Source organism: Paenibacillus sp. IITD108, from assembly GCF_036541265.1.
GTDB lineage: Bacteria > Bacillota > Bacilli > Paenibacillales > Paenibacillaceae > Pristimantibacillus.
This window is the reverse complement of sequence record NZ_JAZHCT010000023.1, coordinates 1-15,161: the sequence shown is the minus strand read 5'-3', so window position 1 is coordinate 15,161 and position 15,161 is coordinate 1. Positions and strand designations below refer to the sequence as shown.

Here is a 15,161-nt window from a genome sequence, read left to right as displayed (position 1 = left end):
AATGGCTGTTTTAAGGCAAATAACGGAACGTGTGACCATGTCCATTCATGTGAGCAACTTTCACTCGGCAGTTTGCATCGGCAGCTTGGATACCTGGAATAAAAGTATAACGATGAGAAATACGATAATCAGGTTAACTAATATAATAGCTGTAAGCAATAGTGCAAAACTGCCATCTGCGACTGAGAACATGCCTAGAATTGGAGTAACTATAATGGTGAAAGTGTTGACGATCAAATAAGCATAGCCTCTTTGCCTCGCTTTGTTAGCAATATCCAGACTTTGATTCTGGGAAGCATAGATATAAATGGCACTGCATATGAGGTAAAGATTAATGAGCGACAGTATGCTGTTTAGCATTTGCAAAATGGATCCAAAGCTCAGATCGACTATTTGCGGCCTGGCAGGAAGATCCGAAAAACTTAGCAACAGGTACACAATCAGCATGCCTGCTGAGCAAATCTTAATCCAATTAAACGTATGAATGCCTGTTTGCTCTCGCAGTACATAACTGCCTCTTATAATAAGCAGATAACCAATCCAGTCAGGAAGTATATCAATCCCGTTAATATGAAAATTCAAGATCACTAGCAGCAATCCGAATGCGATCGTCTTAAAAGCTGCAGGCATCATTGGCGGGCCCTCGTTTCTTTTAGCAATTTGGCGATATTGTCGGAATTACGGTTGCCGTAGTATTGAATGAAGCCTGAAGTGTAAATGAAGTTTTCATTGGTAGTATGGTTAATGCCTTCAATAACGATGTTTTGCAGCACGTTCACAGGCTGATGAAAATTTGTAAACTTATATTCCAATCGAAGGGCTTCATCTTTCTCTACCTGAATAGGCAATGGCAGCTCATAAAAGGGTTTGCCGGTCTGAGTGATAACGTTGACATTTCCATCTGCAGGATAACCGTAAATGCCGTCTGCTGTTTCCTTGTTGTTCGCAAGGCTGACAAGCAAATGCTCCTGCAGCAGCTCTGACTCGGAAATGTGAATATGAGTAACTGTAATCGCTTCTTTGGCTCTCCAAATAATAAAGCCTTCGTTATTGGATGAACTGCCGGAACTCATTGATTCCAGCGGATCGTTGTCGTTTCCTTTGGCTGATCTTAATTGCACCTTTCCCAAATCAAACTGCTGCGTGGTGCCGTCCTTGAAGTGCGCCTTTCCCTTGTGGAAGGATTGACCGACAAGTTGTTCGAGCCGAGCTTCATCCGATGTCGTTATCGTAAGCTGGATTTCTTTGAGCAGCTGCTGAGGATAAGTGTCCAATACTCGAATGTCAGACATCTTTGCTATGTTCTCTAACCCTTCAATTTCGACCCATTGCACAGGATTTCGGGTCTCGCTATTTTCTACAAATTGAATAGAAATACCCTCCTGCCAATAGGCTGAATGGTCGGTATATTGCTTCAAAAATATAGGCTCCTGCAGCTGCATTTTATTATTCCATATACCAATTCCAACCGATGAAGTTATAATAAGGATGAGAGCAATTATCATTGGTTGTATTTTCAAGCGCTGTACACCACCTTTGCAACTTACTTTAACTGATTATGCCAATATTTTCAATAAAGACAGAGAGGATCGTGGACGTAAAGCAATGCGAATTATATTCCGTTTTCTAAAAAAATATCGAGCAGCTGCTCTGGTAGCAGTCGGGCTAATGTTTATCGAGCTGATGATCGAGCTGCTGCAGCCTTATATGATTGCCAAAATTATTGATGAAGGCATTGCGGCTTCGAATTTGCAAATCGTGATGCTGTGGGGCGGCGTTTTACTGGCGTGTACTGCTGTTTCATTTGGATCGGGTATTTTGAGCTCGTTTTATTCTGCGCATGTTAGCCAAAGCTTTGGCTATGATTTGCGTGAGAAGCTGTATGAGAAGGTGCAGGCTTTAACCTTTTCCAGCTTTAACCGCTTCGCTGAAGCATCTCTAATAACAAGACTTACAAACGATATTGTACAGCTGCAAAATACTGTGTTTATGGGTCTCAGAATTATGCTGAGAGCACCGCTTTTTGTTCTTGGAAGCGTTGTATTTTCGCTAATAATCAATTTCAAGCTTGCGATATGGTTTGCTGCAGCTATTCCTTTTCTTTTTGTTTTTTTAGTTTGGGTTATGAAGCGCGGGGAGGCACTGTTTCGTTTGGTGCAGCAAAAAGTGGATCATGTTAATAGCGTTCTGCAGCAAAATTTAATGGGGATTCGCCTAGTAAGGCTTTTTTTACGTTCAAAATATGAGGAAGGCCGTTTTTCAAGCACAACAAGCGAGTTGAAGGATCGTACAGTATCAGCGATGAAATTAACGGAGCTTGCTCTCCCAGTCATTTTATTTGTTATGAATATCAGTGTATTGCTTATTCTATGGTTCGGCAGGGCGCAGCTTGAGCTCAGTGAGGCATCGGCAGGAGAAGTGGTCGCTGTAGTAAATTATGCGATACGGACTACTGGCATACTATCGATCATGTCTATGATTGTTGTGAACTTTTCCAGAGCAAGGGCATCCGGCTTGAGAATTGAAGAGGTGATGGAGGCTGAAGAGGAGACGGCACAAGCTGGACTGAAAGATAGCAGCAAAAAAAATGCACAAGGCGAAATTATGTTTGAACAGGTGTCCTTCCGATATCCGGAAACGAATGAAAGAACATTATCAGAAATTTCTTTTCACGCGAGGCCGGGGGAGACGATTGCCATTATGGGCGCTACAGGCTCCGGCAAAACCTCATTGCTGCAGCTGCTTCCGCGATTGTTTGAAATCGAGGAAGGAAGCATATTAATCGATGGACGCAATATCCAGCAATTGAAGCTGCATGATGTAAGAAGCGGGATCGGGTTTGTTCCACAGGAGCTTATCCTGTTTTCCGGCACGATAGCTGACAATATTCGCTGGGGCAAGAAGGAGGCTAGCATGGATGAGGTCATCGAAGCAGCCAAGCTTGCTCAAATCCATGACACGATCATGCAGCTTCCAAAACAGTATGATACGTGGATCGGTCAAATGGGCGTGAATTTATCGGGCGGCCAAAAGCAAAGGGTGACGATTGCGCGCGCCATTATACGCAAGCCATCCATTCTATTGCTGGATGACAGCACGAGCGCCCTTGATGCCAATACTGAAAGAGCGCTGCTAACGGCGTTGAAACAAATAAAATGCACGATACTTCTTGTAACACAAAAAATAAGTACTAATCGCAATGCAGACCATATATTGCTGCTTGATGACGGCAAGCTGCTGGAGCAAGGCACGCATGAGCTTTTATTGGAGAAATCCAAGCTCTATCGTCATATATGTGAATCTCAGCAAAGCAGGGAGGAGCTGAAGCATGCTTAAAAACTTAACAGACCCTTTCAAATATCCGAAGCCGGAAGTCGTGTTCAAGACGACAGAAGCAGGTGAAGTTAAAAACGCAAGCCAGCAAAATGCAGATAAAATAACAGCGGCCAGTAAAGGTACAAAGCGTAAACGCCCAGAGAAGAGCAAGCAAACGCTGCAGCGGATTTGGAGCTATTTGATCGAACATAAAGTAAGATTATTTGCTGTCCTGATCATGATTTTATTAAGCTCAGTCCTCTCCATAGCGGGGCCTTATTTGATAGGAATAGCGATCGACCGATATATTATGGAGCATAGCAGCGGCTTTGTCCTTTTTCTGGTTGGCCTTGCGGCGGTGTATATTTTACAATCCGTAGTTTTATGGTTCCAAAATATTTGGATGATCTCGATTTCTCAGCAAACCGTTTTTAAAATGAGAAAGGAGCTATTTTCCAAGTTTCATAAGCTTTCCATACCTTATTTCAGCAAAAGACAGCATGGCGAGCTGATGAGCCGCATGACTAACGATATTGAAAATGTGAGCAACTCGCTAAACAGCTCCGTTGTCCAAATTTTTTCAAGCGGCTTGCTGCTAATAGGCATAGCCGTTGTGATGATCTCGATCAGCCCATTGCTGACGCTGTTGTCTTTTATTATTGTTCCGCTATTATTTTTAGGCATGAAATGGATAACGAATCGGACAAGCCGCATGTTTAAAACGCAGCAGCGCAACTTGGGCGATATTAATGGTTATGTAGAGGAAACCTTGTCAGGCCAGCGCATCGTCAAATTGTTCTCGCAGGAGCAAAATGTTATCGATCAATTCAAGGAGCGCAATGAGCGAATCCGTGTTTCAGGGTTTTGGGCACAGGCAATTTCCGGCTTTATTCCGAAGCTGATGAACGGTTTGAACAATTTAAGCTTTGCGCTTATTGCTGGAGTTGGCGCTATTCTAGTTATTAACGGGCATGGCATTACAGTCGGAGTTATTATTATGTTTGCTGAATATTCTCGCCAGTTTACCCGGCCGCTTAATGATTTGGCAAATCAATGGAATACGCTGCTTTCTGCTATTGCAGGAGCAGAACGAGTATTTGAGGTGCTGGATGAACCTGAAGAAAATGACGACGAAGCGGACGCAAAGGCTTTGTCAGAAATTAAAGGGCATGTTGAATTTGACAATGTATGCTTCGCTTACGAGGAAAATAATCCATTAATTCACAATATATCGTTTCATGCTGCTGAAGGTGAGATGATAGCTCTCGTTGGGCCGACTGGCGCCGGCAAATCGACGTTGATTCATCTGTTGGCCAGATTTTATAATCCAACGAAAGGAGCCATTAAAATTGATGGCGTTGATATCAGGCTTGTAACTAGAGAAAGCATGCGATCGCATATGGCCTACGTTATGCAGGATCCTTATTTATTCGAGGGTACGATTTATGAGAATATCGTCTATGGACGGATGGATGCAAGTGAGGAGCAGGTTGTGCAGGCAGCTAGACTTGCCAATGCAGACAGCTTTATCCGCCGATTGCCTGGCGGCTATCATACGCGGCTGAAGCTGGGCGGAGACGGCATAAGCCAAGGACAAAAGCAGCTATTGGCGATTGCGCGGGCTATATTGGCCGATCCCAAAATATTGGTGCTGGATGAGGCTACCAGCAATATTGATACGTTTACCGAAATTAAAATACAGGAAGCTCTGCAAAGGCTGATGAAGGGAAGAACTTGCTTCGTCATTGCACACCGCTTGAATACGATAAAGCATGCCGACCGCATCGTTGTCATTCAAGCCGGAACAATTGTAGAGCAGGGAAGCCATGAACAGCTGTTGAAGGCTAAAGGATACTACTATGGACTAATCCATGGCGCAGAAAAAAATAGTGAAGCGATGTAAGCGGCCTGCGGCTGCTCATTCGCCTCACTGTTTTTTTATTTTCTGCCGCTTAGTCTTGCAAGAGTTGGCGGGCTTTGCCTGGAAAATCAGTAATAATGCCCTTAGCTGCCGGAAGGGAATTTGGCTCCTGTATCAAGTTGCTGCAGCCAAGCGTATCGTCATGAATGAATTTTCTCTTTTAGAAGCGAATTGTATTTTTTATTGTGCTCAATTACAAACTGAATCAATTTGGCAACGCCGTCATTTTCATTGGACGCCGTAAGCAGATCAGCATGCAGCTTGACGTAATCAGCAGCGTTTTCCATCGCTATGCCAAGTCCGCATGCCTTCAGCATCGTAATATCATTTTCTCCGTCACCTATTGCTACCGTTTCCTTTAATGAAATGCCTTTATAATTGCAAATTGCTTGAATGCCGCTTATTTTTGAAATGCCCTGCAGCGATATTTCGCGGTTGGTGTCATTCGAACTCGTTACCTCTATCCCTTTAACATCCTTCAGTTTAGTATCCAGCTTCGACAGCAGCTCTTGATTGTTGGTTGCGAAGCCAAATTTAACCCAAATAGAATCCGCATGCCCTTCCATCTTATCCCATGTATCTTTTCGAACAAGCTCTTCTGTGTTATAAGCCCAGTACCAGATATCTTCTAGCTCAAGAGCAATTCCTCTAAGCTGCTCGATTGTTTCCCATGGAATAACATGCCTATGCAGTATCGTAGTTGGCGTGCTCCAAACCTCAGCTCCGTTAGTCGCCACGATCGGGGGGTGAGATGGAAGCACATCAAGATAGGGCTTAATATTTTGAAAGCCTCTGCCTGTAGTAAGCATAATCATGATGCCATGCTTTTCTGCTTCCTGTATCCAATGCCAGTTAGCAGGTGAGATTTGCTTATCGTCAGTTAATAGAGTGCCATCCATATCCATTGCAATTAGCTTGTAAATCAATTTTTTGCCACCTCTGATTAAATGTATTTCATTACAGCAGGAGTTGGAAATACGCTGCGCATAATTAATAAAAAAATTGCCCAGACTATGACCGAAATTCCAGTGCAAATGACTATATTAATAACTATTCTATATGAAAGAAACAGAAAAAACGACAATTTCCCCCGAAAAAAAGCAAAATATTTTCTTGTTTAAGAAAAAAATAAAAAAATATGCTTTTTTGTTGTCGAAAGATGTGCTATATTAAATACATCAACAAGAATCTAGCAGAAATAAAACGTTCTACAACATAGAATGCTAGCATTCTTGCTGAAAGACAACACGATTAAGAAAGGGCGTTTTAAAATGAAAAAGGTTTTGAAAGGGTTTTTACCACTTTTGCTAATCAGTGCTATGGTTTTGGTTGCGGCATGCGGTAACAACTCAGGCAAGCAAGAAGGCGGCAATACTCCAAGCAATAATGCAGGCAACGGCGGAGAATCCAAGCCGCAAGAAGTAACGTTGAACTTCTGGACTATCTCTCTGCAGCCTACATTTAACGATTACATCAACGGTGTAATTGCAGCTTATGAAAACGAGCATCCAAATGTAAAAATTAAATGGCAAGACTATCCAATGGACGCTATTCAAACAAAATTGCTAGCTTCCAGCGCAAGCAACGAAGCTCCGGATGTTGTTAACTTGAATACAGAGATCGCTCTTCAAATGGTGAACGTCGGTGCTTTGGCTGATATTAGCCAATACATTTCAAGCGATGTGGCATCTTCCTATATTGACGGTATTTACAACTCAACAGTACTTGACGGCAAAGCATATGCTTTCCCTTGGTATACTTCAATTCAAGTATTGTTCATGAACAAAGAAATTTTGGAAAAAGCTGGTCTTGATCCAAATAAAGCGCCTGCTACAAGAGACGAGCTTCATGAAATGGCTCGTACAATTAAAGAAAAAACTGGCGTTGCAGGTTATGCAACTGAGTTCACTGCAAAATCTCACCTTGCTAATGAAGGCGTACCAATTCTGACTGAAGACCGTACGGCAGCTGCATTTGCATCTGAGCAAGGTATTGCAGCAGCTGAAGAAATCAAGACGCTAGTTGAAGAAGGCGTAATTATGAAGGAAATTGCGAAGTTTGACGCTCAAGTTCAATTCTATGCGAGTGAGCAAACAGCATTTGTGCTTGCAGGTCCTACATTTATTAATCGCATGAAAACTGCAGCTCAAGATGTTCTGGATAAAACTAAAGTAGTTGCTCTTCCTACAGGTAAAGGCAACGTAAACTATTCTGGCACAATGAACCTTGTAGTACCTTCTGCATCAAAGAACCAGCAGGAAGCAGCAAACTTTGCAGCATACATGACCAATGCTGTTAATCAATTGGAGTTTTCTAAAGTAGCTAACACAATCGCTTCTACTAAAGAATCTTTGAAGGATAAGTTCTTTACAGAATCTGACGGCTCCATCGAAGCAGAAGCTAAAGTTGCAACCGTTTCTGGCCTTGAGCATGCATCTGAGTATACGCTTGGAGTTGCTCGCGTAGCTGATATCAACAGCACAGTTAACGCTGCGCTTGAGCAAATCATTCTTAACAAAGCTGATGCAAAAGCGACATTGGAAAAAGCAGCTGAAGATGTAAACAACCTTCTTAAGCTGGACAAATAATTTGACAGAGACCATACAAGGGGAGTACGAGCTCCCCTTGTATTACTAATAAAGATGTCGATTGAGGTGACGTAAGTTTATGCGTACTAGACGGCTAAATAACGATTCGTTAACAGCTTGGTCTTTTATGGCTCCGGGGCTTTTGGTGCTTGCTATATTCGTTGTCTGGCCCATTCTGTACAGTATACCTTTGGCATTGACCAACTACTCTGTTTTGGGAGAAACGAAGTTTATTGGTTTTACCAATTTTAAACGAGCTTTTAGTGATCCAAGCTTTATTGCCGCTTTAAAAAATTCCGTTTTGTATATTATTATCGTTCCAATTATTCAAATTTTGTCTATTATGATGGCGATTTTAGTAAACACCAAATTGCCAGGCATTAAATATTTCAGAACAGCTTATTACGTACCTGTAGTAACCTCTATGGTTGCAGTAGCATTAATCTGGAATTGGCTGCTTAGTAATAATGGAATTATTAACTATGTGCTCATGGAGCTAGGCATTATTGATCAAAGAGTAGGCTGGCTTTCCAGCAGCAGCACCGCTTTATTTGTCCTTATGTTTATTACCATGTGGAAAGGCTTAGGCTACTACATGATGCTATATTTGGCAGGTCTTCAGGCTATTCCAAATGATATGTATGAAGCTGCTACAATCGACGGCGCCAGCAAATTTCAAGTTATAAGAAAAATTACAATTCCATTGCTGAAACCTTATGTATTTTTCTGCAGCTTGATTTCCTTAATGGGAGCCATTCGGGTTTTTGACGAAATGTTCGTTTTAACAAAAGGCGGCCCAGGAAATGCCACACTGACAACGAGCTTGTACATTTATCAGCAAGGGATCGAGCAATTCAACTTTGGTTATGCATCAGCTCTTGGCTTGATAGTAAGTGTTGTTGTTGGTCTGCTAAGCGTTGTTGTGTTCAAGTTTAATCAAAAGGGTGGTGTCAATCCGTACTAATGAATAATAAAACATTAAAACAACTTACTAAATTCGTTAATTACGGCGTTGGTTATGCTCTATTAATCTTGCTCGCAATCGTTATGATGGGACCGTTCCTATGGATGCTCAGCGCATCGCTCATGCCCGGGAAAAACGTTTTTACATTCCCGCCAGTCATTTTCCCGACATTTATTAAGTTCACGAACTATACAGAAGTTTGGGAATATATGAACTTCCCTAGATATATTGGGAATACGCTGATTATCACAATAATGGGCGTAGTCATTAATATTTTATTGGCCTGCTCTACGGCATATCCGCTTGCCAAGCTGCAGTTCAAGGGCAGAAATGCTGTATTTGCTTTTCTAGTGTCAACGATGATTATTCCATCATCGACTGCAATGATTGTTCATTATTTGACGCTGCGTACATTCGGCGTGCTCGATACGTTTGTCGGTGTTGTTTTGCCGTCGGCCGTAACCGTATTTAACATTTTCCTTATGCGTCAAACGTTTATGGGTGTTCCTGATGATATTCGCGATTCCGGTAAAATCGATGGCGCATCTGAGTTTCGTGTATGGTGGCAATTGATGCTTCCGGTTGTGAAGCCGGGTATTGCTGTTATTACCTTGCTCGAGACGATGGCATACTGGAACAACTTCTTGTGGCCGATTGTCGTATTGAATGATCCGAGTAAATATCCGATCGCTTCTGCGCTAACGTATTTGAATGGACAATTCTCCTACAACTTTGGCTGGATTGCAGCAGGAACAATTATATCAGTTATTCCTATTATTATAGTGTTCTTGTTCACGCAAAAATATTATATGGAAGGAATATCTGGAGCTGTAAAAGGCTGATTACTATAAATACGCACCAGATATTGTGAGGATGGGAAAAGTGAAAATAGCTTATTTGCCACTAGACGAACGACCTTGCAACTACGAATTTCCTTACTTGCTTGCAAGCGGCACTTCGACAGAAGTTGTACGCCCTGACCTTTCAATTATGGGCAAGAAAAAAAAGCCTGGTAATGTGGAAGCGATTGGGCAATGGCTGGAGGAACAGTGCAAGGATGCAGACGGACTAATCGTTTCTATTGACACACTGCTTTACGGCGGCATTATCCCGTCTCGCTTGCATTCGTTAACAGCTGAAGAATGCTCGCTTGCGCTTGAGAAATTGCGATTGCTGAAATCTAGCAATCCAAAGCTCAAAATATTTGCTTTTCATTTAATCATGCGATGCCCTCGTTATTCAAGCTCCGATGAAGAGCCTGATTACTACGAGGACTATGGCCGCGAAATATTTTTGACAGGCTATTTGTCACATCGCAAGCAATTAAATTTAGCAACTGAGCAGGAATTAGAAGAGCTGGCCAGACTTGAAGGCGCGGTGCCGGAGCCATTTATGCAAGATTATTTGGGCAGACGGAGCATTAATATTCAAGCAAACCAAAAAATGCTAGGCTATGTGGAAGAAGGAATCGTGGATTTTCTTATTATTCCGCAAGACGATTCTGCACCATTTGGCTTAACGGCGCTAGATCAGCAAAAGGTGCGAGATAAAATCGCCGAGCATAATATGGAACTGAGAGCTTTGATGTATCCAGGCGCTGATGAGGCGGGCTGTACGCTGATGGCTAGAATGCTGAATGAATTTAACAATGTTACACCATACGTGTATCCGCGTTTGTCAGGAGTTAATTCTGCAGCCATTATCCCTTTATATGAAGATAGACCGTTATTTGAAAGCATTAAATATCAAATATTGGCTGCCGGCGGTCAAATCGCCTCATCAGCGCAAGAGGCGGATTGTGTACTGCTTGTAAATGCCCCGGGCGACCGCATGCTTGAAGCAAACGATCAGCTTCAAACGGATCTCGGCTATCAGGTTATGAGAAATACGATAGAGCTAGTCGAATATGGCAGCTTCATTCAGAAAAGATTTGCAAAGCCTGTAGCTATTGCTGATGTGGCGTATGCCAACGGCGGAGATTTGCAGCTTCTGAAATTGTTAAAGCAAAAAAATATGTTGTTTGATATTGCTGGATATGCCGGCTGGAATACAAGCTCGAACACGCTTGGTACCGTTATAGCACAAATGATGATTTATCATATTTATGGAAACTCGCAAGAGCATCTAAACTTTTTAGCCCTTCGTTATACAGAGGATTTAGGCTATTGCAGCAAAGTACGAAGAGCAGTTGCGTTAGGTGCGGTCAAAGAAAAAGGTTTATCTTATTTTGGAGTGGATGGTGAGAGAGGCAGCATTTCGTCTATTGTTAAGGATGAATTATTACAATTTGTGATAACGAACATTAACGATGAGCGGCATGTCATTCATATTCAAGATGTATATATGCCTTGGAACCGAATGTTTGAAGTAGGGTTATCTGTACGTGTTCAGAGCCAAATTCCGGATCGGTAACAGTAGGTGTAATAATAATTAAAGATTTGATTAAGGTGGAAGTTATAATGAAACTTACTGATCGATTAAAAGATGGAATTGTAGTATCTTGTCAAGCGTTACCGGATGAACCGCTTCATGGTTCTGAAATTATGGCTCGAATGGCGGTTGCTGCAAAGCAAGGTGGAGCTATTGCGATTAGAGCTAACTCCAAGGAAGACATTATAGCGATAAAAAAGGCAGTTCCGCTTCCTGTGATCGGGATCGTAAAGCGAGATTATGAAGGGTCGGACGTCTACATTACTCCTACCTACAAAGAAGTAGATGAACTGCTAGCTGCTGGAGTGGATATGATTGCTTTTGATGCAACAAATCGAAAAAGACCTGAGGACTGTACATTAGAAAGTATGGTAAGCTATATGAAGAATAATAATGTGTATATTATGGCCGATGTGTCTACATTAGAGGAAGCAATTTATGCTGAAAAGCTTGGCGTCGATTGCGTCTCAACGACTTTGTCGGGATATACGCCTTATTCTCCGCAGCAGTCAGGACCAGATTTTGATTTGGTAGAAAAAGCGGTTCATGAACTTTCCATCCCTGTTATTGCTGAGGGTAGAATTAAAATGCCAAGTCAAGTGGACAAAATGTTTGAGGCTGGCGCACATTGTGTCGTAGTTGGAGGCGCAATTACTAGACCCCAATTGATTACACAAGAATTTACCGCTATAGCAAATAGGAGGAGAACTCGGTTCGATGGAGATGAAATTACGGGTTAGCACTTATTATCCATCATTTACAAAATCAGAAAAAAAAGTAGCAGATTGCTTGCTGGAGAGAACGGAAGACATTATTTTCCTATCTGTTACTGAATTTGCTGAGCTTGCCGGTGTAGGCGAGACTACAGTTATGCGTTTCTGCCGGACAATTGGATTTAAAGGCTACCAGGATTTCAAGCTGGCTTTGGCGCAGGATCAAAGTACAAGAAAAAATGAAGAGCATCAACCTTCGACAGACGACTTTACCCAAATCGTGCTTAATGAGACGATTGATATATTGAACAATAGCATGAGCCTTTTGAATCGTGCTGTTTTGGATCAGGCGATTGATGCGATTGATGCTGCAGATCAGGTGCAATTTTTTGGCGTGGGCTCATCGGGTATCATAGCATTGGATGCAAAATCTCGTTTGCTGCGCATCGGACATCGCGCAGAAGCGATGACAGATACGCATTTTCAAGCCATGCTGGCCGTACAAATGAGGAAAGGCGACGTAGCGTTCGGGATCAGCTTAAGCGGAAGCACGCTGGATACGATAGATGTGCTTACCAAAGCAAAGCAAAGCGGGGCGACCGTAATTGCTATGACCAACTATGCCAAATCGCCGATTACTTCGGTAGCTGATATTGTTCTGTTGACAGCGGGTAAAGAATCTCCTTTAGAAGGCGGCTCTATCGGCGCTAAAGTTTCGCAAATGTTTCTTATTGATCTTATATGCGAAGGCTTGGCGCGCAAAGACCACGCGCGTTCTAATGAAATGAGAGAGAAGACAGCAAGAGCGGTCATTAATAAAACCTATTGATTGCATGTATAAAGAGGAGAATATAATGCAAGTAATCGGAATAGATATAGGCGGTACATCGATTAAAGGGATTGTTACAGATGAATCCGGCTCACTATTGGCAAGCTGCAAGCTCCCGACGGATGCTTCCCGCGGCCAAACAGCTATTCTGGAAACAGTCAATCAGGCTATTGTACAGCTCCGCAATGAGTTTCAAGCTGTTCAGGCTATCGGTATCGGATCCGCCGGAAGAATTAATGTCCATACGGGCGAGGTTGTGTTTGCCACGGACAATTTGCCCGGCTGGCAGGGAACGCCCTTGGCAGATATATTAAGCAAGCAGTATCAGCTGCCTGTAGTAGTAGATAATGATGCGAACACTGCTTTGCTTGGCGAAGCTTGGCTTGGCGCTGGCCAAGGGTTCGATAATATTATTATGATTACTCTTGGAACAGGTGTTGGAGGAGCGAATCTAATCGACGGGAAGCTTGTCCGCGGGAAAAATTGGAATGGCGGAGAATGGGGACATGTCGTACTGGTTCCGGGCGGAACGCCTTGCAATTGCGGGCGCATAGGCTGTGTCGAGCAGTATTTATCTGGCAATAGCCTGACAAGAATAGCTTCCGAGCGTGTAGGGAAAGCTTACAAAGACGGCCTTGAGTTTATGCAGGACGTGTATGAGGGCAACTCTGCTGCTAATGAAGTAATGGACCGCTATGTGGAGCAGCTTGCTATTTTTCTTGGCAACCTGCAGCTCGGGATTGATCCGGATGCCTTTATTGTAGGCGGAGGAGTTATTGATTCGAGCGAGAATTGGTGGTACAGGCTGGAGCAGCATATTGACAAGCTGAGGAATAACGGTACGGAGCTTTCCGTTCTGCCTGCCAAGCTTAGCAATGATGCGGGCTGCTTTGGCGCAGCTAAGCTGGCATTGCAATGCATAGCCAGCAATAATTAAAGCTGGAGATATCGTTCAGCTGCCTAATGAGGTAGGCAGTTGAACGATATCTCTTTTAATTTATAATGCTAAGTTTATTTATCCGGCATGACATTGCTGACAGCTATTGTTAATAGTTAAAATATACTCCAATTTCGTTCCTTTGAAATCATTTTAAGCAAATGTACACCAGCGATGCTGTTGCCCTTTGCATTTAATGAAGGCCCTAATACACCTATGCCATAGCGATTTGGGAGCAGAGACAAGACACCGCCGGAAACGCCGCTTTTTGCCGGTAATCCGACTTGAATGGCGAATTCGCCAGAAGCATCATACATGCCGCAAGTAATCATGAACGTTTTTGCGATTTGCACATAACGTTTGGGGACGAGCTGCTTTTTTAGAATAGGATCAAATCCGTTGCAGGCAAGCACAAGCGCCATGCGTGCAAGCTCAGTACAGGTGACAAGAATGGAGCATTGTCTAAAGTATATATCCAATATTTCATCAACATTACCGGTTATTACACGATAGTCTTTTAGGATGTATGCGATCGCCCTGTTCAAATCGGCTGATTCTGCTTCAGAACGGTAGACTGGCATGTCATAGTTCAAATCGGGATTCGCGGCTAAGGTGCGGATAAATTGCAGAATCCGTGCTGATTTTTCTTCCTGGGTACTTCCTTTAACCATAGAAGAGACGACGATCGCGCCAGCATTAATAAGCGGATTAAAGGGAATGCCAGGCTGCACAAGCTCAAGCTCAAGCTTGAGCATAGAATCAAATTTATCGCCGGTCGGCTCCATGCCGACTTTTTCAAACACTTTATTTTCTCCGTGATCCATTAGAGCTAACAGTAATGTGAAGACTTTAGAAATACTTTGAAGAGTGAACGGCTGTGACGCATCACCTGCGCTTATACGCTCTCCCTCAGTATTTACAATATCAATGCCAAGGGCATTGGGAGAAGCTTTGCTCAGCTCAGGTATATATGAAGCGACCTTGCCTTGCAGGGTGAAGGGTATAGCAGCGTCAATCCATCGCGGCAATTCAGTTTTTAAAATATCCCATTCGTTATCGCTTTCCATAAACAGCACAGCCTGCCTTTCATAAAACAAATGATTTTTATATTTTTTTAAAAAAGTTGTTTACAAACAGAAAATATTCGTGTATAGTCTTATTTTGTCAGCTAATTTAAATAAATATTAAAAATTACGTTTTGGAGCACAAATAAATTCGTAATTAAAAATAATATTAAAAATAATTGTTGACAAGATTCGACTTAATATGATATATTCTAATTCCTGGCTGTTACGAAATAGCCTAGGGAATGAAAAAAGAATTTGTTCTTTGAAAACTGAACAACGAGTGAAATGCCCTATTCGTCCTCGGATGAATAGATAAGCAATACACATCATTAGGAAAACCCCGTTTTCCTAATGATGCTAGCAACGAAATGAGCTTTCAAACTTTTTTGGAGAGTTT

Annotated in this window: 13 protein-coding genes; 9 read left to right on the top strand and 4 right to left on the bottom strand. The window is 42.5% G+C overall.

Annotated features, from left to right (window positions below; genetic code table 11):
• Window positions 1-60: 60 nt before the first annotated feature.
• Together V1L65_RS19135 and V1L65_RS19130 are read right to left on the bottom strand one after the other, a co-directional pair.
• The gene (locus V1L65_RS19135; RefSeq protein ID WP_331700836.1) at window positions 61-633 is read right to left on the bottom strand and encodes a hypothetical protein; all 573 of its coding nucleotides are present in this window, start codon (window positions 631-633) and stop codon (window positions 61-63) included.
• A complete protein-coding gene (locus tag V1L65_RS19130; RefSeq protein WP_331700835.1) occupies window positions 630-1,520 on the bottom strand; it encodes a hypothetical protein in 891 nt (296 codons plus the stop codon). The genes V1L65_RS19135 and V1L65_RS19130 overlap by 4 nt, the downstream gene beginning before the upstream one ends.
• Between V1L65_RS19130 and V1L65_RS19125 the strand changes: the two genes are divergently transcribed.
• Both V1L65_RS19125 and V1L65_RS19120 read left to right on the top strand, forming a co-directional pair.
• On the top strand, window positions 1,489-3,336 hold the full coding sequence (locus tag V1L65_RS19125; RefSeq protein ID WP_331700834.1) for an ABC transporter ATP-binding protein: 1,848 nt from the start codon (window positions 1,489-1,491) through the stop codon (window positions 3,334-3,336). The two genes, V1L65_RS19130 and V1L65_RS19125, sit on opposite strands and share 32 nt — an antisense overlap.
• Entirely contained in the window at window positions 3,329-5,218 is a 1,890-nt protein-coding gene (locus V1L65_RS19120; RefSeq protein WP_331700833.1) for an ABC transporter ATP-binding protein, read from the top strand. Before V1L65_RS19125 ends, V1L65_RS19120 begins: the two co-directional genes overlap by 8 nt.
• Before the next feature lie 158 nt (window positions 5,219-5,376).
• Here V1L65_RS19120 and V1L65_RS19115 read toward each other — a convergent pair whose 3' ends face one another.
• Complete coding sequence (locus tag V1L65_RS19115) at window positions 5,377-6,162, bottom strand: Cof-type HAD-IIB family hydrolase (RefSeq protein ID WP_331700832.1); 786 nt, start codon at window positions 6,160-6,162, stop codon at window positions 5,377-5,379.
• A 345-nt stretch (window positions 6,163-6,507) separates the two neighbouring features.
• On the opposite strand from V1L65_RS19115, the gene V1L65_RS19110 reads away from it, so the two are divergent.
• The 7 genes from V1L65_RS19110 (at window position 6,508) to V1L65_RS19080 (ending at window position 13,697) form a co-directional block, all read left to right on the top strand.
• Window positions 6,508-7,824 carry an ABC transporter substrate-binding protein gene (locus tag V1L65_RS19110; RefSeq protein ID WP_331700831.1) on the top strand — a complete coding sequence of 439 codons (1,317 nt, stop codon included), beginning with the start codon at window positions 6,508-6,510 and terminating at the stop codon, window positions 7,822-7,824.
• Window positions 7,825-7,903: 79 nt separating this feature from the next.
• Window positions 7,904-8,788, top strand: coding sequence for a carbohydrate ABC transporter permease (locus tag V1L65_RS19105; protein ID WP_331700830.1), 885 nt, complete (start codon window positions 7,904-7,906; stop codon window positions 8,786-8,788).
• Window positions 8,788-9,630 (top strand): carbohydrate ABC transporter permease, encoded by an 843-nt coding sequence (locus tag V1L65_RS19100; RefSeq protein WP_331700829.1) that lies wholly within the window; start codon window positions 8,788-8,790, stop codon window positions 9,628-9,630. Before V1L65_RS19105 ends, V1L65_RS19100 begins: the two co-directional genes overlap by 1 nt.
• 31 nt (window positions 9,631-9,661) lie before the next feature.
• Complete coding sequence (locus tag V1L65_RS19095; RefSeq protein WP_331700828.1) at window positions 9,662-11,200, top strand: DUF4127 family protein; 1,539 nt, start codon at window positions 9,662-9,664, stop codon at window positions 11,198-11,200.
• Between the two features lie 47 nt (window positions 11,201-11,247).
• Entirely contained in the window at window positions 11,248-11,958 is a 711-nt protein-coding gene (locus tag V1L65_RS19090; protein WP_331700827.1) for an N-acetylmannosamine-6-phosphate 2-epimerase, read from the top strand.
• Complete coding sequence (locus V1L65_RS19085; RefSeq protein ID WP_331700826.1) at window positions 11,936-12,760, top strand: MurR/RpiR family transcriptional regulator; 825 nt, start codon at window positions 11,936-11,938, stop codon at window positions 12,758-12,760. The genes V1L65_RS19090 and V1L65_RS19085 overlap by 23 nt, the downstream gene beginning before the upstream one ends.
• A gap of 25 nt (window positions 12,761-12,785) precedes the next feature.
• A complete protein-coding gene (locus V1L65_RS19080; RefSeq protein ID WP_331700825.1) occupies window positions 12,786-13,697 on the top strand; it encodes an ROK family protein in 912 nt (303 codons plus the stop codon).
• Window positions 13,698-13,813: 116 nt separating this feature from the next.
• Here the strand turns inward: V1L65_RS19080 and glsA are convergent, their stop codons facing one another.
• A complete protein-coding gene (gene glsA, locus V1L65_RS19075; protein ID WP_331700824.1) occupies window positions 13,814-14,764 on the bottom strand; it encodes a glutaminase A in 951 nt (316 codons plus the stop codon).
• Window positions 14,765-15,161 lie beyond the last annotated feature (397 nt).